This window comes from Pseudomonas sp. RT6P73, from assembly GCF_054897715.1.
On record NZ_JBUBUV010000002.1, the window covers coordinates 5,434,470 to 5,452,377 of the forward strand.

A 17,908-nucleotide genomic window follows, 5' to 3' on the forward strand; every position below is an offset into this window, starting at 1 on the left:
CGATTTCTGCCAGCAGCATCACAGCGCTGAATGCAGGTAAACTGGCCGCCTTAAACTTGAGGAGCCTGCCATGAGCGAGCCAACCGACATCGATAGCGACGAAGAAGAATTCACCGAAAACACCCTGATCGAAGCCATCGAAAACCAGATCGAAAGCGACAACCCGCCCGCGGCCAAGGCAACCTTCAACAAGCTGACCCTGGTGGGTTACGAGCGTGAAGAAATCCTCAGCCTGATGGCCCACGTGTTGGCGGTTGAAATCGACGCGATCCTCGAAGAAGACCGCGCGTTCAATACCGAATGGTACGAAACAGCGTTGCGCGCGCTGCCAGAGCTGCCGCCGGAAAAGAAATAACCCCGATTCCGTAGGAGCGAGGCTTGCCCGCGAAGGGTGCACTGAGGTTTTTCCATACAAACCGTGTCATCGTTCTTCGCGGGCAAGCCTCGCTCCTACGCACCCCGCTGCCGCACCACCCACGGGGGAACGCATCCCGAGGTGAAAAAACCCTGATGCAGGCACTGGACATGCCGCACGAGTGGGCTCACCTTAGGGGCGCTGTCGTCCAATTCCTAGAAAGTCTGGAGTCCTTATGTCGCTTACCCCTGAGTTGGTTGCCGAACTGGAAATCCTCGCCCTCTTCAACCTGGACAGTTCCCAGGAAGGTTTGAAAATTCATCAGACCGCTGCCCCGAAAGCCATTGCTGCCGCTCAACGCCTGTACGAAAAAGAACTGATCGACCAGCCTGATGGTGGTTATCTGACCAGTCTGGGTCGTGACGCCGCGCAAAATGTACAAACCGTTCTGACGATTCTGAGCGTCCAGGAAACAGCCTGAGTTTTACCGCATCGCCCACGGAAACCCCTGCTACGGGATTTCCGCGGGCACACTTTGTGACCTGCGGTCGCTACGCGATAGAAATCTGACGTCAAAAATACAAAATCAGCTTAAAAGTCCCGGGCCCGAGGCGCTAAACTGCCCCTCATCCGCAGACCCTACGTCCGTGCCTCGCGAGCCGGTTTGAGCTGACATGACCCGCACCCATGAAATCCGCCCCGATCTGGACGAGGGAATCGACCGCAAGGTTCTCAGGCAACTGCGCGCACGTTTTCTCAAGCTCAACGAAGGCCGCATGGCCCGTGCCATGGAAGGGCTGTCGACCCGCCAGCAAACGGTGCTGACGCTGCTGCCGCTGTTCTTCCACGTTAATCATCCGTTATTGCCTGGCTATGTGTCGGGCAGCACGCCGGCCGGGCTGTCGAATTTCGAGCCGGACGCCAACGCCCTCGCTGAAGCCCAGCGCCTGACCCGATCGTTCTCCTATAAGCCGCGCCATGGCAGCAACCCGCCGCGACCGATTCACGGGCTGTTCCTGATGGGCAGTCTCGGCACCCTGGCCCAGGCCGATCAGAGCGACATGGACGTATGGGTCTGTCACCGGCCGGACTTAAGCGAGAACGAACTCGCCGAGCTGCGAAAAAAATGCCAATTGCTCGAGGTCTGGGCCGCCAGCCAGGGCGCCGAGGCGCATTTTTTTCTGATCGACCCTGCCCGCTTCGTGCTCGGCGAGCGCGATACGCAATTGAGCTCGGATGACTGCGGCACGACCCAGCACTACCTGCTGCTGGACGAGTTCTACCGCACCGCCATCTGGCTGGCCGGTCGCACACCGATCTGGTGGCTGGTGCCGGTCTACGAAGAAGCCGCCTACGACCGTTATACCCACACGCTGCTGTCCAAGCGTTTCATCCGCGCCGACGAGGCGCTGGACCTGGGGCATCTGGCCTATATCCCGCCTGGGGAATTCATCGGCGCCGGGCTTTGGCAGTTGTTCAAGGGCATCGAGTCGCCCTACAAGTCAGTGCTCAAACTTCTGCTGACCGAGGTTTACGCCAGCGAACACCCGAAGGTTCACTGCCTGAGCCTGCGTTTCAAGCAGGCGGTATTTGCCAATCAACTGGACCTCGACGAGCTCGATCCCTACATCGTCGTTTACCGACGCATCGAGGAATACCTCACCGAGCGTGGCGAGCCGGAGCGCCTGGAACTGGTACGCCGCGCGCTGTACCTGAAGGTCAACCGCAAGCTCACCGGCAGCAGTCGCACCCAGAGTTGGCAGCGTTCACTGCTCGAGCGGCTGGCTCACGAATGGAACTGGGATCAGCGGCAACTGGCACTGCTCGACAGCCGCAGCCAATGGAAAGTCCGCCAGGTCAGCACCGAACGCCGGGCATTGGTCAACGAGCTGAACCACAGCTACCGCTTCCTGACCCAGTTTGCTCGCAACGAGCAAACCGTCAGCCTGATCAACAAACGCGACCTCAACGTGCTGGGTCGGCGGCTGTATGCAGCCTTTGAGCGCAAAGCGGACAAAGTCGAGTTCATCAACCCCGGCATCGCCCCGGACCTGGCCGAAGACACCCTGACCCTGGTGCAAGCACCGAACAAAAAAGAACCCGGGCAAACCCAGTGGGGCTTGTATAACGGCAGCCTGACCGCCCACGAGTGGGAACATTTCGCCCCAATCAAGCGCAGCCGCCAATTGCTGGAACTGCTGACCTGGTGCCACCGCAATGGGGTGATCGACAGCAGCACCCGCCTCGCCTTGCACCCGGGCGCCAGCGACCTGAGCGAATTTGAACTGTTCAACCTGCTCGGCAGCCTGCAACAAAGCATCGCCTTGCCGTTGGCGACCGTCGCCGAAGAGCCGTTGTTGCGTGCCAGTGTGCCGAGTGAAGTGCTGATTCTGGTGAACGTCGGCGTCGATCCGCTCAAGCACCACCGCGACCTGAATATCCTGATGACCACTGAGCGCACCGACTCCCTGAGCTACGCCGGGGTGCGGGAAAACCTGGTGCTGACCCTGGACCAGGTCACGCTCAACAGCTGGAACGAAGTTCTGGTCAACCGCTACGACGGCCCTCACGCCCTGCTCGACTGCCTGCGCGATTACCTCAACAACCTGCCTGACGGACCACAACAACCGAAATTGAGGGTTCGTTGCTTCTGCCACAACCGTGCGCAATTCATCGCCCGGCGGGTCGAAGAAGTCCTCGATACCGCGCAGAACCTGCTGCTGAGCAAGCTCAATCATCGTTACCTGGTTCAGGTCCAGCAGCATTATCACGTTCTGGAGCTGGTGCCCGGCCACGTCAATTACGTCGCCCTCGCCACGTTGCCAGCGCTGTTCGATTACCTGGGTGAAGAACTGGCGAGCTACAGCCCGCTGCACCTGGACCCGATGGCCCTGGAAGACCACGACCTGGCGCTGCTCCTGCCCATGGGCCAGCCCGAATGCATTCAGGTGTTTTACCGAATCAACGATCAGCAAGCTGATCTGTACGTACTGGATGAGTTCAATGCCCTGTGGCAGCAGCGTTTGCCCTATCACGACGAGCAAAGCCTGCTGGTGCCGCTGCAACGGTTCCTGCAATCGATCCAGTACCGACGCGACGCCTTACTGCCGATGAACACCGTCCAGCCACTGAACCTGGACACGTTGTATTACCAACTATTGCCATCAGGCCCTGGCCGGGCGCGTCGGGTTGAAGCCCGGCCAGCGCCGCAAACCCCGATCAACAAACCGTTCTATGACGTGCAGGCGATCATCGGCAAAGCCGCGCCCGGACAGGTGCAGGTCACGTTGTATTGCAATCAGCGGGAGTTTTCAGAGCTGGAGTATGGCGAGCAGTTGTTCAGCGTGGTCGCCCAGGAAATCGTCGAGCAGCGCCGTGAAACCGAGCGCTATCGCTGCTACATCACCGACCTGGATTTGTCGGGCCTGCTCGGTGATGGTCAGAGTTCAAGCAATCTGTACTTGCGCTACAAGGCCGACCTGGAGCGCGCGTTGAATGAGGCGCTCGAGCAGGTCTGAGGGGGGTTATTCCGGAAAGTGGCCGCCCTCGGCCGGTTGCGATTCGACTTCCAGCAGGGTCAGTTTGAGGGTTTTGCCGCCCGGTGCTGGCCAGTCGATATGCTGACCGACTTTAAGACCGAGCAGTGCGCTGCCAACCGGCGCCAGAATCGAAATCTTGCCTTCGTCGGCGTTGGCATCCTTGGGGTAGACCAGCGTCAGGTGATAGTCCTTGCCACTGCCTTCTTCGCGGCAATGCACACGGGAATTCATGGTGACGACATCAGCGGGCACTTCATCGTGACCGACCAGGGTATCGGCGCGATCCAGTTCGGTTTGCAGCGCGATAACGCCCGGCAGCGTGTCATCCAGGCTGTCGATCAGGCGTTCCAGACGTTGCACGTCCAGACGAGTAAGGGTGATGGAAGGTGCGGTCATGATAGAGGCAGACTCCTTTCTTCTGCACAGAAAAAGCAAAACCCCGCCAGAAAAAGGCGGGGTTTTCACGAGCCTCGATGGGTTGAGGCGTTTCTGGACACTATCACAGCTCAATAAATATACAAGTCAGGGGCGACCACACACATCTGTAGCAGCTGGCGAAGCCTGCGTTCGGCTGCGCAGCAGTCGTAAAACCTGAGTGCTCGGTATTCCTGATACACCTTATCGCCTGATCTAACGACTGCTGCGCAGCCGAACGCAGGCTTCGCCAGCTGCTACAGATCGCGCGCAGCGTCAGGTGCAGGATTTGCGCTGTGAGGCCTGGGCGCAGATAACACGGCGACGAGCGTCGTCGGCCGAGCGCCATTCGCGGATGTCTTCGACATGGCGAAAACACCCGAGGCAGACCTTCTGCTCGTCCAGCCGGCACACACCGCTGCACGGCGAAGGCACCGCCGGGCTGACGTTGCTGTAGAGCGGCTTGGGCGGACGAACAGGCGCAGGTGACGTCACAATCTCACAGACCTTCGAAGTCGAGTTCGACGCCAGCCTGCTGCTTGACGATGCGCTCGAGCATCTCGCCCAGCTGCTCTTCGCTCTTGTCGCACATCCAACGCTCGCTCTCGGCGTCGTAATCGAAGTGGAAACCACCGGACACGGCCGCCAGCCACAGCTGACGCAGCGGTTCCTGGCGGCTGAAGATCAACTGGCTGCCGTTTTCGAACTTGACGGTGAGCACACCGGCCGAGCTCTCCAGATCGATATCCAGGTCACTCTCATCGAAAACATCCTCCAGCGTCTGCTGGGTGGCATCGACCAGATCGTGGAAACGGGCTTCGGTCAAACTCATTACGGCAACCTCAAAAAGTGTCTGTTCACGCTCAAGCGCCGCAAGATACGGCCGAGCCCCGGTGATTGCAAAGGATAACGACCAAGGGCCGATTCCGGTACTCCAAACACAGTCCCTGTGGGAGCGGCGGTGCGACGATTCGACTTGCCCCGAAAGCGGTGGCCCAATCAACAGAGATGCTTGGATGTGCCGGCCCCTTCGCGGGCAAGCCCGCTCCCACAGGGATTGCATGATATCCACCGGCTCTGACAAGCCCCGCCGGACGGGAGCCCCGTCGCATAGGCAAGCTGCCGGGTGGCCGGTATACTCCGGCGCAATTAACGCATTTTCAAGGATTTCGCCATGAAGCGCCTGATCTCTTCCCTTGCCGCGCTAGTCGCGGTTGCCTGCCTTGTGTCGGCCTGTGGTCAAAAAGGCCCGCTATACCTGCCCGACGATTCCCAGGACCCTGCCGAGCAGGCCAAGTCGTCGCAAAAGCAGCCTGCTTCCAAAGCACACAAGCACGACGTCTACCAATAAGGGAACGCCATGGACGCTTTTAACTACCGTGACGGTGAGCTGTTCGCGGAAGGTGTTGCCCTGTCCGCCATCGCCGAGCGCTTTGGCACACCGACTTACGTCTACTCCCGCGCCCACATCGAAGCCCAGTACCTGGCTTACGCCGATGCGCTGGCCGGCATGCCACACCTGGTCTGCTTTGCGGTCAAGGCCAACTCCAACCTGGGTGTACTGAATGTCCTGGCGCGTTTGGGCGCCGGTTTTGACATCGTGTCCCGTGGCGAGCTGGAGCGCGTACTGGCCGCTGGCGGCAGCGCCGACAAGATTGTTTTCTCCGGTGTCGGCAAGACCCGTGACGACATGCGTCGCGCCCTGGAAGTTGGCGTCCACTGCTTCAACGTCGAATCCACCGATGAGCTGGAGCGTCTGCAAGTGGTCGCCGCCGAACTGGGCGTTCGCGCGCCGATCTCGCTGCGCGTGAACCCGGACGTCGATGCCGGCACGCACCCGTACATTTCCACCGGTCTTAAAGAGAACAAGTTCGGCATCGCCATCGCCGACGCCGAAGATGTGTATATCCGCGCCGCGCAACTACCAAACCTGGAAGTGGTCGGCGTCGATTGCCACATCGGTTCGCAACTGACCACCCTGCCACCCTTCATCGACGCCCTCGACCGCCTGCTGGGCCTGGTCGACCGCCTCGGCGATTGCGGCATCTACCTGCGCCACATCGATCTCGGTGGTGGTTTGGGCGTGCGTTATCGCGATGAAGAGCCGCCATTGGCGGCCGACTACATCAAAGCCGTGCGCGAGCGACTCGACGGTCGTGACCTGGCGCTGGTGTTCGAGCCGGGCCGCTTCATTGTCGCCAACGCCGGCGTGCTGCTGACCCAGGTCGAGTACCTCAAGCACACCGAACACAAAGACTTCGCCATCGTCGATGCGGCCATGAACGACTTGATCCGCCCGGCGCTGTACCAGGCCTGGATGGACGTCACCGCCGTGCGCCCTCGCGCTACTGCGGCTCGCGCCTATGACATCGTCGGCCCGATCTGCGAGACCGGCGACTTCCTGGCCAAGGATCGTGAACTGGCTCTGGAAGAAGGCGACCTGCTGGCCGTGCATTCGGCCGGCGCCTACGGGTTTGTCATGAGTTCCAACTACAACACCCGCGGCCGTACCGCTGAAGTGTTGGTGGACGGTGATCAGGCATTTGAAGTGCGTCGCCGTGAGACGGTAGCCGAGTTGTTTGCTGGCGAAAGCCTGCTGCCGGAGTAAAACCATGCTGCTGCGTTTTACCAAGATGCACGGCCTGGGCAATGACTTCATGGTCCTCGACCTGGTCAGCCAGCACGCGCACATTCTGCCCAAGCATGCCAAGCAATGGGGCGACCGGCACACCGGAATCGGTTTCGACCAGTTGCTGATCGTCGAAGCACCGAGCAACCCGGACGTGGATTTCCGTTACCGGATCTTCAACTCCGACGGTTCCGAGGTGGAACAGTGTGGCAACGGTGCGCGCTGTTTCGCCCGCTTCGTGCTCGACAAGCGCCTGACCGCCAAGCGGCAGATTCGCGTCGAAACCAAAAGCGGCATCATCGAACTGGATATCCGCAGCGACGGCCAGATCGGTGTCAACATGGGCGCACCGCGCCTGGTGCCGGCCGAGATTCCATTCGATGCGCCAGCACAGGCCCTGAGTTATAAGCTCGATGTCGAGGGTGCAACGGTCGAACTGGCCGCCGTGTCCATGGGCAACCCCCATGCCGTGCTGCGGGTCAGCGACATCAACAACGCACCGGTGCATGAACTGGGGCCGAAAATCGAACACCACCCGCGCTTCCCGGCGCGGGTCAATGTCGGTTTTCTTCAGGTCATCGACCGGAACCGCGCGCAGTTGCGCGTCTGGGAACGTGGTGCCGGGGAAACCCAGGCCTGCGGAACCGGCGCATGCGCTGCCGCAGTGGCCGCGATCAGCCAGGGGTGGATGGATTCGCCGCTATTGATCGACCTGCCTGGCGGGCGTCTGTCCATTGAATGGGCAGGCCCTGGCCAACCGGTCATGATGACCGGCCCGGCAGTGCGCGTTTATGAAGGACAAGTGCGTCTTTGAGAGAGTTGAATCCATGAAAGATAAGCCCCAGGTTCCCGCCCAACAGCCCGACGAATCCTCTTCCGAAAGCCTTGAGGCGGCGGCGATTGCCGCGTACCTGGAGGCTCATCCGGATTTCTTCGTCGAGCACGAAGAACTGCTCCCGGCCTTGCGCATTCCGCACCAGCGCGGCGATACCGTCTCGCTGGTCGAGCGCCAGATGAAGATCCTGCGCGACCGCAACATCGAGCTGCGTCATCGCCTCTCGCACTTGATGGACGTGGCCCGCGACAACGACCGCCTCTTCGACAAGACCCGCCGCCTGATTCTCGCGCTGATGGACGCCAACAGTCTGGAAGACGTGGTGATCAGCGTCGAAGACAGTCTGCGCCAGGACTTCCAGGTGCCTTTTGTCAGCCTGATCCTGCTGGGCGACAATCCCATGCCGGTGGGCCGCTGGGTCACCCATGCCGACGCGCAAACGGCCATTGGCGGCTTGCTCTCGGAAGACAAAAGCGTCAGCGGCAGCCTGCGTGAGCACGAACTGGACTTTCTGTTCGGCGAAGAGCAGCGCAAGCAGATCGGCTCCACCGCCGTCGTCGCCATCAGCTATCAAGGCATCCACGGTGTCCTGGCCATCGCCAGCCGTGACCCGCAGCACTACAAAAGCTCGGTCGGTACGCTGTTCCTGAGCTACATCGCCGAAGTCATGGGCCGCGTCCTGCCTCGGGTCAACAGCTCCCTGCGCTCGGTACGCTGACCATGGAACGGCAACTGGACGCTTACTGCGAACACCTGCGCAGTGAGCGACAGGTGTCGCCCCACACGCTGTACGCCTACCGCCGCGACCTCGACAAAGTGCTGGGCTGGTGCGTCAAACAGAACATCAGCAGCTGGGCCGCACTGGATATCCAGCGTCTGCGCAGCCTGATCGCGCGCCTGCATTCACAGGGCCAATCATCCCGTAGCCTGGCGCGGCTGCTGTCGGCAGTCCGCGGGCTCTATCACTACCTGAACCGCGAAGGTCTTTGCGATCACGACCCGGCCAACGGCCTGGCGCCGCCCAAGGGTGAACGTCGGCTGCCGAAAACCCTCGATACCGACCGCGCACTGCAGCTGCTCGAAGGCGCGGTGGAAGATGACTTCCTGGCACGTCGGGATCAGGCGATTCTGGAGCTGTTCTATTCCTCGGGTTTACGGCTTTCCGAACTGACCGGACTCAATCTGGATCAGCTGGATCTGGCCGACGGTATGGTTCAGGTGCTCGGCAAGGGCAGCAAGACTCGACTGCTGCCGGTGGGCAAAAAAGCCCGCGAAGCCCTGGAACTGTGGTTGCCCTTGCGGGCCATGACCAACCCGGCGGACGACGCGGTATTTGTCAGCCAGCAAGGCCGGCGCCTCGGCCCACGGGCGATACAGGTGCGGGTCAAGGCGGCCGGCGAGCGCGAGCTGGGGCAGAACCTGCACCCGCACATGCTGCGGCATTCCTTTGCCAGTCATTTGCTGGAATCCTCACAAGACTTGCGCGCCGTACAGGAATTGCTCGGCCACTCGGACATCAAGACCACCCAGATCTACACCCACCTGGACTTCCAGCACCTGGCCACGGTCTACGACAGCGCCCATCCACGGGCCAAACGCATTAAGGGCGATGATTCATGACCATCCAACTGATCACCTTCGACCTCGACGACACCCTGTGGGACACCGCCCCGGTGATCGTCAGCGCCGAAGCCATACTGCGCGAATGGCTGACCGAGCACGCACCGAACCTGGGCGCGGTGCCGGTGGAGCATTTGTGGGCGATTCGTGAGCGCATCCTGGGCAGTGAACCTGGCCTGAAACACCGCATCAGTGCGCTGCGGCGCCGGGTGTTGTTCCATGCACTGGAAGAAGCCGGTTACAACCACGGCGAGGCTTCGGACCTGGCCGACAAGAGTTTTGAAGTGTTTCTGCATGCCCGGCATCAGATCGAGGTGTTCCCCGACGTCGAGCCGACGCTGGAGACACTGGCCAAGCATTACGCCCTGGGCGTGGTCACCAACGGCAATGCCGATGTGCGCCGGCTGGGGCTGGCGGATTACTTCAAGTTTGCGTTGTGCGCCGAAGACATCGGCATCGCCAAGCCCGATGCGCGACTGTTCCATGAGGCGTTGCAGCGTGGTGGTGCAACGGCGGAGACGGCGGTGCATATCGGCGATCACCCGGGAGATGACATTGCCGGAGCGCAGCAGGCGGGGTTGCGGGCGATCTGGTTTAACCCGGCGGGTAAGGTGTGGGAAGCCGAGAAGGCGCCGGATGCGGAGATTGGAAGCCTGACCGAGTTGCCGGCGTTGTTGGCCCTCTGGAATTCTCGACACTGATCCTGAAAACACCACCGCCCCTGTGGGAGCGGGCTTGCCCGCGATAGCTGACTGTCAGCCAGCATTACTGTTGGATCTGATGGCCCCATCGCGGGCAAGCCCGCTCCCACAGGGTGCCCGGCAACTTCGACTACTTTCCCCCGCACATGAAAAAGCCCGCAGCGACGGCGTAATGCTGTTCACTTAAGCGGAGCAGCCTTACGGTCCACTGGAAATCGGGTTTTCGAAATTTTCACCGTCCTTGGTCTCGAAGGCCTTGGGCGGTGATCCAGAAACAATCCTCCTATCCCTGCTCTCAACTCAGCCAAGCGTCTTCCTGTGGCTGAAATCGGATTAGCCGCCGCCATCACGATCAGTTGCACGGCGATGTACTGACAAACGGGTTTGAAACGGATGTCCGAGGGTGGTCGGCCAAACGCCACCGCCGCCTGACTGGCCTCTCGACGAATCACGTTATAAGCCAGCAATAGCCCCCACACTTCCTGATAGATCAGCTCGACTTTTTTGCTGCGCAAGGTCATTGCGTTCTGTTGCATCGAACTCTTGATGTCCCTGAAGCCCAATTCGATTTCCCAACGCTCTTGGTAAAGTTTGGCAACGGCTTGAGTGTTGTAGGTCTTGGCCGGCAACGACGTCATGACGGTCTTCACCTTGCCTTTGATTTCATAACTGACTTCGCGTACTTCCCAGTGCGTTGGAAGAACCGGGTTTCGCTTTCTGGCCTGCGGTGAGACTTTCATACGCACTAACCTGTCGTGCTGGCTGTAACGGGCCACTTCCTCGCAGACCAGTCCCTTTTTTGCCGGGATCAACCAATGACGGTTGATGCCTGCTCCGCTCAGGCTCGACAGCAGCTCGGCACCCCAAAAACCTTTGTCGAACAGCGTCACCGAGTGGTCGGGTATCTGCTGCAAAAATTCGTCGGCCAAGCGCATTTCACTGCGTCGATAAGGGCTCAATTGAGCATCCATGATCACGTGCGAACGCACATTCATCAGGGCCACCAAGCGCAGCATCGGAAACGGCGTCTGGCGGTCGCTTGGAGTGTTTCCCGACCCGAAGTGATCTCGAAGCTCGGGCGTATCCGGAGTACGCAAAAGTGCACCGTCCACCGCGAATACCTGCAGATCATGCCAGGTATCATCGTCATAGCGCTCCGCGCCCCATTGGGTCCCGGTCTTGCGGAATAACCACTCAACAGGATCGGCACCGAGTCGCTTGCGCGCCTCGGTCACACCACTGCGGGCCAACAAGTGGTCGGTGGCCAGGCCTTGAGCGCAGATGTTCAATCGTCTGGCCACCTCATGAACCGGCTCGTCACGAAACAAGGCCATGCCGAGTACCAACCAGAGCACTTGGTCAGCGGGCAGGCGACGTCGGCGAATGGTCGCCTGACTGGAAAGATCCAGCGCAGACGCTACCCACTCGATGGGAATGTTTTGGGTGAAGGTGCTCAGGTCGCAGAAGTTGAAAAGGTCGCCGAGGTCGAGCAGATCTTGTTGAACAGACATAAAAAATCCGATGCCAGAGGTCTGGCATCGGATTTTCGGATAAGCCCGGCTTGGACTCAAATACTTAAGTGAACAGCATTAGCAGCGACGGCGGGCTTTTTCAGCAAGCAAGGGCAGACGCTTAGATAGGCCGGCTGCCGTACTTGTTGTCAGGCTTCTTGGGAGGATCGGCGACCACGTTGGCCTCCACTTCCTGCACCTTGCCGCCCTTGGCCAAAAACTCTTCCATGGCCCGCGCGAGAGCATCGCGTTCCTTGTTCTTGGCTTCAACGCTCGGCAGTTCATCGACCGATACCGCAGCCTTGGCTTTGCCTTTGGCAGTAGGGGCCGGCGCATCTTCGCCACCGTCGTCTTCAACGACCTCGTCCGTCGCCGCTTCCAGACCTTCTTCGGTTTCGTCGTCGTCGCCTACTTCGAGGTCGTCGTTTTCCAGATCATCGTCGCTCATGTTCTACCTCATGACTTGCGAAAAGCAGATTAGTTATAGCCCAGCTTCACCGTCTGTCGACAGCCGCCGGAAAAATTCAATAACCGCTGGTGACCAGCGGTTCATGCCTCTTCACCGTGCACGGTGGCGAGGACTTTACGGGCACCGCCAAAATCACGGTGCTCGCCCAGATAAACGCCTTGCCAGGTCCCCAGCGCCAGTCGGCCTGCCGAAATCGGCAAACTGAGCTGACAGCCAAGCACGCTGGCCTTGAAGTGCGCCGGGAGGTCGTCCAGGCCTTCGTCGTTATGCTCATAGCCGTCTGCTCCTTGTGGGATCAGACGATTGAAAAATCGTTCGAAGTCGAGACGTACCGCCGGATCGGCGTTTTCGTTGATAGTCAACGACGCCGAGGTATGCTGCAGCCACAAGTGCAACAGACCGACCCGACACGCCTTGATTTCAGGCAGGCCGGCGAGTAACTCGTCCGTTACCAGATGAAAGCCCCGGGGCCGTGCCCGCAGGGTTATCAGAGTCTGTTGCCACATACAGTTCTCCGCTCGTTCGGGGCGCATTCTAGCGCGCTCAGGGAAAAAACAAAGGCCCTAATATTCCTTCAATCATGTAAGCCATTGGCCGCAGAAAAACGCCCGTCGTAAACGCCACTAAACGTGTACGAAAAAACCTTTCAGCAGGCCCTTCACTGACAAACTCCAGACAAAAAAATGCCCGGCAAGCCGGGCAAGTTTTTTATGCGCGTACTACAAGTTGTAGCCGCGTTCGTTGTGAAGTGCCAGGTCGATGCCGACGGCCTCTTCTTCTTCCGTGATACGCAGACCCATGACAGCGTCCAGGACCTTGAGAATGATGTAGGTGACGATCGCGGTGTAGATCACCGTGAAGCCCACACCCTTGCACTGAATCCAGACTTGCGCGGCGATGTCGGTGACGGTGCCGAAGCCACCCAGGGACGGTGCAGCGAACACACCGGTCAGGATCGCGCCGAGGATACCGCCGATACCGTGCACACCGAAGGCGTCCAGGGAATCGTCATAACCGAGTTTGCGTTTCAGGGTGGTTGCGCAGAAGAAGCACACCACGCCCGCTGCCAGGCCGATGACCAGAGCGCCCATCGGGCCCACGGTGCCAGCGGCAGGGGTGATGGCAACCAGACCGGCCACAACACCCGAAGCGATACCCAGTGCACTTGGTTTGCCGTGGGTGATCCACTCGGCGAACATCCAGCCCAGTGCAGCGGCAGCGGTGGCGATCTGGGTCACCAGCATCGCCATACCGGCCGTGCCGTTGGCCGCAGCGGCGGAACCGGCGTTGAAGCCGAACCAGCCGACCCACAGCATCGCGGCGCCCATCAGGGTGTAACCGAGGTTGTGCGGCGCCATCGGAGTGGTCGGGAAGCCTTTGCGTTTGCCCAGCACCAGGCAGGCAATCAGACCGGCCACACCCGCGTTGATGTGCACCACGGTGCCGCCGGCGAAGTCGAGTACGCCCCAGTCCCACATCAGGCCGCCGTTGCCGGACCAGACCATGTGCGCAATCGGTGCGTAAACCAGGGTGAACCACACGCCCATGAAGATCAGCATGGCGGAGAACTTCATCCGCTCGGCGAAGGCACCGACGATCAGCGCAGGGGTGATGATGGCGAAGGTCATCTGGAAGGTGATGAACACCGCCTCAGGAAACAGCGCCGCAGGACCGGTCAGGCTCGAAGGCGTGACACCGGCGAGGAATGCCTTGCCCATGCCGCCGAAGAACGAGTTGAAGTTGACGACGCCCTGCTCCATGCCGGTGGTGTCGAACGCGATGCTGTAGCCATAAATGACCCACAGAATGCTGATCAGACCGGTAATGGCGAAGCACTGCATCATCACGGAAAGAATATTTTTCGACCGGACCATGCCGCCGTAGAACAGCGCGAGGCCGGGAATGGTCATGAACAGCACGAGGGCTGTCGAGGTCATCATCCAGGCGGTATCGCCGGAATTGAGGACTGGGGCCGCCACTTCGTCTGCCGCCATAGCCAGGCTGGGCATTACGAGGGACAACAGGGCTCCTAGCCCTGCGAATTTACGCAGAGTCATATTGTTTTCTCCTGGGGCGTTGGGTTTGTGGCGGCGTTTAAATCGCGTCGGTATCGGTTTCGCCGGTACGGATGCGAATCGCCTGTTCCAGATTGACCACGAAGATCTTGCCGTCACCGATCTTGCCGGTGTTGGCAGCCTTGGTTATCGCCTCGATAACCCGGTCCAGATCCTTGTCGTCAATGGCGACATCGATCTTCACCTTGGGCAGAAAATCGACCACGTATTCCGCGCCGCGATACAGCTCGGTGTGACCCTTCTGCCGTCCGAAGCCTTTGACTTCAGTAACGGTAATGCCCTGCACGCCGATCTCGGACAGCGATTCGCGCACGTCGTCCAACTTGAACGGCTTGATGATGGCAGTGACTAGCTTCATGAAAACTCTCTCCCGAATTGGTGGACTTGCCCCAGGAAAACAAACCCGACTCAAGTCTAAGCGCAGTGCCTGGCTTTGTAACGCATCGTCGGCCATTGGATTGCCCGTCCGACGCCTGCTAACCACTCCCAGCGAAACACTTCCCCGTTCCGCTTGGCGCACTGCATTCGTCACAGCGACTGCATCAGTGCATGGGTCACTACCGACTAAGCAGAAAGCTTGCCATCTCGCCAAAACCCACTGAATTCAATCCCTTGGCCGCTGCCAACCGCCGCTTCACACAAACGGCCCGGCGGATACGCACAACAACAGTGCGCGGCCGCCCGTCCACATGCGCGAAAAGCGTGCATCCCTGCGGTCGGAATTGACTATAGACACTGCGTGATACACTGCCCGCCATTGTTGACAGGACATTTCCCATGCTCGCACCCAAAGACTTCCTCGACGCCCTGACCGGCACCGCCTCCCGCCTCTTCAGCGGCGAAACCCCGTTGCCGAAAAGCGAAATCGAAAGCCAGTTCAAGGCACTGCTGCAGAGCGGCTTCAGCAAGCTGGACCTGGTGAGTCGTGAAGAGTTTGATAGCCAGATGGTTGTGCTGGCACGGACCCGGGCACGGTTGGAGAGTCTTGAGGCGAAGGTTGCGGAGTTGGAAGCGAAGCTGAATCCGCCAACTGAGTAACACACCGACTCCTCTGTGAAATGCAATTCCCTGTGGGAGCGGGCTTGCCCGCGAATGGAGTCGCCTCGGTCTACCAGCCCTCCCACATTGGATAGACCACCCCTGTAGGAACTGTCGAAGGCTGAGATCTCTTGATCTGCCGCCCCGCCACAATCTCGGCAACATCCTACAAAGATCACCACCGCCGTCCGATAGCGCCGTGATGCTCCGGTTACTAAGCTCACCCGATGCTGAATGTTCAGCACCGGGTTTGGCGACTTGGAACCAAGCAATGCACGCAACCTTATCCGATATCGGGTATCTCTCCCCGACTCGAATTATGGCGGCTGTGTGTGGGAGACCTTCGGGTCTGCCGGTATTCGCTTGGCCGGTTCGCCAACCCGCACGCAGCTGCCACCCTTATTGTTTGGCGACGATAAGTGGCAGTTATCTATCAAGCGAATTTTGAGTACTGCTTCATGGACGACAACTATCTGACTCCAAACATCTTCACCCGCCACAACCTCCACCTCCATGCCCTCCTCCTCGAAAACCAGGCCTGGTTCAGCGCCCGCGACCTCGGCCGATTTCTTCGCCTTTACCTAGAAGAGCGCGCCGTCCGAAAACTCGATCCTGATCAGCATCAATCCGCGCGAGTCCTCATCCACGGCGCCATCGAAGACACCCTGCTAATCAGCGAATCCGGCGTCTACGCACTATTGGTTTACCACTACTGCCCCGAATACCGAGGCCTGCGCGAATGGCTGACCCACGACGTAGTGCCGGCCCTCAGAGATGCCCAACAACCGACGTCAACTGAACGCCCCGTCCTGAGTTTGTTGAACTGGCCAGAGATGTCATTGAGTTTGCTGCACTGGAACAACCAGCCGTGGATTCGGTTGCAGGATGTTCCGCAAATGCTGCCAGAGGGTGAACGGCCGCAGCGTGCGATCAATGCACCGTGGTGGAAGCGAGCTTCGCGGATGCTGCAATCGCTTTAAGCACCTAAAGCGCAACCACGTCCGATTTCGGCTTTACGCAGATCGTAAGTCAACTGCAGGTTCAGCCAGAACTCAGACGTGGTGTTCAGGTGGACGGATAGCTTCTTCGCCAGACCCGCACTGACACCGACCTGCTGACTCACAACATCGCCTATTTCCGCCTCTGGCTCGTTCAGCAATCGAGCCAAAGCCGCGGTTGCAATATCCAGCGGCTTCAAAAACTCTTCGCTGAGAATTTCACCTGGATGAATCGGGCGCATTCCATTCCTTTTCATTCGCGTCTTCTACGGCTGTTTCAGCGAGATCATAAGCAGCAACCTTCTGATCGCAAGACCATCCACGCTCTTTCACCGTCGTCCTTCAACTTTTTAGGCACGGTCCTACAAAAAGCAGCTCTCCAGCCTGATTTAATAGTTCGCACCCGTTCCTCTACGCTTTCCGCCAAACAAACATCCAATCCAAGGAGGTGCGAATGAGCCCAAAAAAGCGAAAGGCGAAGCTGTTACAAATTGCCGAGTTTCACGCCGAAGCACGTCGCTTGGCTGGAAGTTTATCGGCCAATCAACGGCGCTTTATTGAAGTCGCCATCGCGCATGGCAAAGAACTTGAGCCAAGCGGTTGGTTGGCCGGTGGACGAAGCTGAATTTTTTCGAGAAAGAAACCGTCTAGTGGCGGTTTTTTTGTACCTCGCCGATGCTCTTGTTCGTAGCCGTAACATCCCGCGAAAGTTTGCTCGCGTAACCGACCCACCAATTCCCTCTCCCCGTCTACCCTTAAAAAACCCGCAGGAAGCGGCCTCTCGTTTAGCTCAAGGAACGACCATGTCCCTCTCCATCGTCCACAGCCGCGCCCAGATTGGCGTGGATGCTCCCGCCGTCACCGTCGAAGTCCATCTGGCCAATGGCTTGCCGTCCTTGACGATGGTCGGTTTGCCCGAAGCGGCAGTAAAGGAAAGCAAGGACCGGGTGCGAAGCGCGATCATTAATTCGGGGCTGCAATTCCCGGCGCGGCGCATCACGCTCAATCTCGCTCCTGCGGACTTACCGAAGGACGGCGGACGATTTGATCTGGCGATTGCGTTGGGGATTCTGTCCGCCAGCGTACAGGTGCCGACGTTGACGCTGGATGACATTGAATGCTTGGGAGAATTGGCGCTGTCAGGCGCGGTACGTGCCGTGAGAGGCGTGTTGCCGGCTGCGCTGGCCGCACGCAAGGCCGGACGCTCGTTGATGGTGCCGCGGGCGAATGCCGAGGAGGCGTGCCTGGCGTCCGGGTTGAAGGTGTTTGCCGTGGATCACCTGCTGGAAGCCGTCGCGCACTTCAATGGACATACGCCGGTTGAACCTTACGTTTCCAATGGCTTGCTCTACGCCAGCAAACCCTATCCGGATTTGAATGAAGTGCAGGGACAACTTTCGGCCAAGCGCGCATTGCTGATTGCGGCGGCTGGGGCTCATAACCTGCTATTTAGCGGACCGCCGGGGACGGGGAAAACGTTGTTGGCGAGTCGTTTGCCGGGTTTGCTTCCACCGCTCGCCGAAAACGAGGCACTGGAAGTCGCAGCCATTCAATCCGTCACCAGTTGCGTGCCACTCAGCCACTGGCCGCAAAGACCATTCCGCCAGCCCCATCACTCGGCTTCCGGCCCTGCATTGGTGGGTGGTGGATCGAAACCACAACCCGGCGAAATCACCCTCGCCCACCATGGCGTGCTGTTCCTCGACGAACTCGTATTTTGACTT

The 17,908-nt window shown here is 59.5% G+C and carries 21 protein-coding genes and 1 pseudogene; 13 read left to right on the top strand and 9 right to left on the bottom strand.

The window, feature by feature from the left end; translation table 11 throughout:
- Positions 1-70 precede the first annotated feature (70 nt).
- From ACYZT6_RS25170 to ACYZT6_RS25180, 3 genes are all read left to right on the top strand, one after another.
- Positions 71-355, top strand: coding sequence for a hypothetical protein (locus ACYZT6_RS25170; protein WP_462029073.1), 285 nt, complete (start codon positions 71-73; stop codon positions 353-355).
- Between the two features lie 235 nt (positions 356-590).
- Positions 591-836, top strand: a complete 246-nt coding sequence (locus ACYZT6_RS25175) for a TIGR02647 family protein (protein WP_094470036.1) — start codon at positions 591-593, stop codon at positions 834-836.
- 193 nt (positions 837-1,029) lie between these two features.
- Positions 1,030-3,873, top strand: coding sequence for a class I adenylate cyclase (locus ACYZT6_RS25180; protein WP_462029074.1), 2,844 nt, complete (start codon positions 1,030-1,032; stop codon positions 3,871-3,873).
- A 6-nt stretch (positions 3,874-3,879) separates the two neighbouring features.
- On the opposite strand, the gene rnk is transcribed toward ACYZT6_RS25180, so the two are convergent.
- The 3 genes from rnk to cyaY form a co-directional block, all read right to left on the bottom strand.
- Positions 3,880-4,290, bottom strand: coding sequence for a nucleoside diphosphate kinase regulator (gene rnk / locus ACYZT6_RS25185; RefSeq protein WP_046045088.1), 411 nt, complete (start codon positions 4,288-4,290; stop codon positions 3,880-3,882).
- 294 nt (positions 4,291-4,584) lie between these two features.
- The gene (locus ACYZT6_RS25190; protein WP_462029075.1) at positions 4,585-4,803 is read right to left on the bottom strand and encodes a DUF1289 domain-containing protein; all 219 of its coding nucleotides are present in this window, start codon (positions 4,801-4,803) and stop codon (positions 4,585-4,587) included.
- Positions 4,804-4,807: 4 nt separating this feature from the next.
- Positions 4,808-5,140 carry an iron donor protein CyaY gene (cyaY, locus tag ACYZT6_RS25195; RefSeq protein WP_131060737.1) on the bottom strand — a complete coding sequence of 111 codons (333 nt, stop codon included), beginning with the start codon at positions 5,138-5,140 and terminating at the stop codon, positions 4,808-4,810.
- Positions 5,141-5,482: 342 nt separating this feature from the next.
- Between cyaY and lptM the strand changes: the two genes are divergently transcribed.
- The 6 genes from lptM to ACYZT6_RS25225 are packed head-to-tail and all read left to right on the top strand — an operon-like array spanning position 5,483 to position 10,093.
- The gene (gene lptM, locus ACYZT6_RS25200; RefSeq protein WP_461988988.1) at positions 5,483-5,659 is read left to right on the top strand and encodes an LPS translocon maturation chaperone LptM; all 177 of its coding nucleotides are present in this window, start codon (positions 5,483-5,485) and stop codon (positions 5,657-5,659) included.
- 9 nt (positions 5,660-5,668) lie between these two features.
- The gene (gene lysA / locus ACYZT6_RS25205; RefSeq protein WP_462029076.1) at positions 5,669-6,916 is read left to right on the top strand and encodes a diaminopimelate decarboxylase; all 1,248 of its coding nucleotides are present in this window, start codon (positions 5,669-5,671) and stop codon (positions 6,914-6,916) included.
- 4 nt (positions 6,917-6,920) lie between these two features.
- Positions 6,921-7,751 carry a diaminopimelate epimerase gene (dapF, locus tag ACYZT6_RS25210; RefSeq protein WP_462029077.1) on the top strand — a complete coding sequence of 277 codons (831 nt, stop codon included), beginning with the start codon at positions 6,921-6,923 and terminating at the stop codon, positions 7,749-7,751.
- A 13-nt stretch (positions 7,752-7,764) separates the two neighbouring features.
- A complete protein-coding gene (locus ACYZT6_RS25215) occupies positions 7,765-8,490 on the top strand; it encodes a DUF484 family protein (RefSeq protein ID WP_462029078.1) in 726 nt (241 codons plus the stop codon).
- 2 nt (positions 8,491-8,492) lie between these two features.
- On the top strand, positions 8,493-9,392 hold the full coding sequence (gene xerC, locus ACYZT6_RS25220; protein ID WP_090178141.1) for a tyrosine recombinase XerC: 900 nt from the start codon (positions 8,493-8,495) through the stop codon (positions 9,390-9,392).
- A complete protein-coding gene (locus ACYZT6_RS25225) occupies positions 9,389-10,093 on the top strand; it encodes an HAD family hydrolase (RefSeq protein WP_462029079.1) in 705 nt (234 codons plus the stop codon). The genes xerC and ACYZT6_RS25225 overlap by 4 nt, the downstream gene beginning before the upstream one ends.
- A 179-nt stretch (positions 10,094-10,272) precedes the next feature.
- On the opposite strand, the gene ACYZT6_RS25230 is transcribed toward ACYZT6_RS25225, so the two are convergent.
- The 5 genes from ACYZT6_RS25230 to glnK all read right to left on the bottom strand — a co-directional run bounded on the left by ACYZT6_RS25230 (position 10,273) and on the right by glnK (position 14,506).
- Positions 10,273-11,604, bottom strand: coding sequence for an IS4 family transposase (locus ACYZT6_RS25230; protein ID WP_462027613.1), 1,332 nt, complete (start codon positions 11,602-11,604; stop codon positions 10,273-10,275).
- Positions 11,605-11,725: 121 nt separating this feature from the next.
- On the bottom strand, positions 11,726-12,052 hold the full coding sequence (sutA, locus tag ACYZT6_RS25235) for a transcriptional regulator SutA (RefSeq protein WP_462029080.1): 327 nt from the start codon (positions 12,050-12,052) through the stop codon (positions 11,726-11,728).
- 101 nt (positions 12,053-12,153) lie between these two features.
- Positions 12,154-12,579: a secondary thiamine-phosphate synthase enzyme YjbQ gene (locus ACYZT6_RS25240; RefSeq protein ID WP_461956272.1), complete on the bottom strand. Its 426-nt coding sequence runs from the start codon at positions 12,577-12,579 to the stop codon at positions 12,154-12,156.
- 213 nt (positions 12,580-12,792) lie between these two features.
- Positions 12,793-14,130, bottom strand: a complete 1,338-nt coding sequence (locus ACYZT6_RS25245) for an ammonium transporter (protein WP_461977781.1) — start codon at positions 14,128-14,130, stop codon at positions 12,793-12,795.
- A 37-nt stretch (positions 14,131-14,167) separates the two neighbouring features.
- Positions 14,168-14,506, bottom strand: a complete 339-nt coding sequence (glnK, locus tag ACYZT6_RS25250) for a P-II family nitrogen regulator (RefSeq protein ID WP_002555808.1) — start codon at positions 14,504-14,506, stop codon at positions 14,168-14,170.
- A 419-nt stretch (positions 14,507-14,925) separates the two neighbouring features.
- Here glnK and ACYZT6_RS25255 point away from each other — a divergent pair, with 419 nt between their 5' ends.
- Both ACYZT6_RS25255 and ACYZT6_RS25260 read left to right on the top strand, forming a co-directional pair.
- Positions 14,926-15,186 (top strand): accessory factor UbiK family protein, encoded by a 261-nt coding sequence (locus tag ACYZT6_RS25255; RefSeq protein WP_033060695.1) that lies wholly within the window; start codon positions 14,926-14,928, stop codon positions 15,184-15,186.
- 458 nt (positions 15,187-15,644) lie between these two features.
- Entirely contained in the window at positions 15,645-16,166 is a 522-nt protein-coding gene (locus tag ACYZT6_RS25260) for a BRO-N domain-containing protein (protein WP_462029081.1), read from the top strand.
- Here the strand turns inward: ACYZT6_RS25260 and ACYZT6_RS25265 are convergent.
- Positions 16,163-16,441, bottom strand: a complete 279-nt coding sequence (locus ACYZT6_RS25265; RefSeq protein ID WP_462029082.1) for a HigA family addiction module antitoxin — start codon at positions 16,439-16,441, stop codon at positions 16,163-16,165. The genes ACYZT6_RS25260 and ACYZT6_RS25265 overlap by 4 nt on opposite strands.
- 197 nt (positions 16,442-16,638) lie before the next feature.
- On the opposite strand from ACYZT6_RS25265, the gene ACYZT6_RS25270 reads away from it, so the two are divergent.
- Both ACYZT6_RS25270 and ACYZT6_RS25275 read left to right on the top strand, forming a co-directional pair.
- Positions 16,639-16,809, top strand: a complete 171-nt coding sequence (locus ACYZT6_RS25270; RefSeq protein WP_462029083.1) for a hypothetical protein — start codon at positions 16,639-16,641, stop codon at positions 16,807-16,809.
- A 178-nt stretch (positions 16,810-16,987) separates the two neighbouring features.
- Positions 16,988-17,896, top strand: a pseudogene (locus ACYZT6_RS25275) (YifB family Mg chelatase-like AAA ATPase); the annotation flags it as partial.
- Positions 17,897-17,908: the final 12 nt, after the last annotated feature.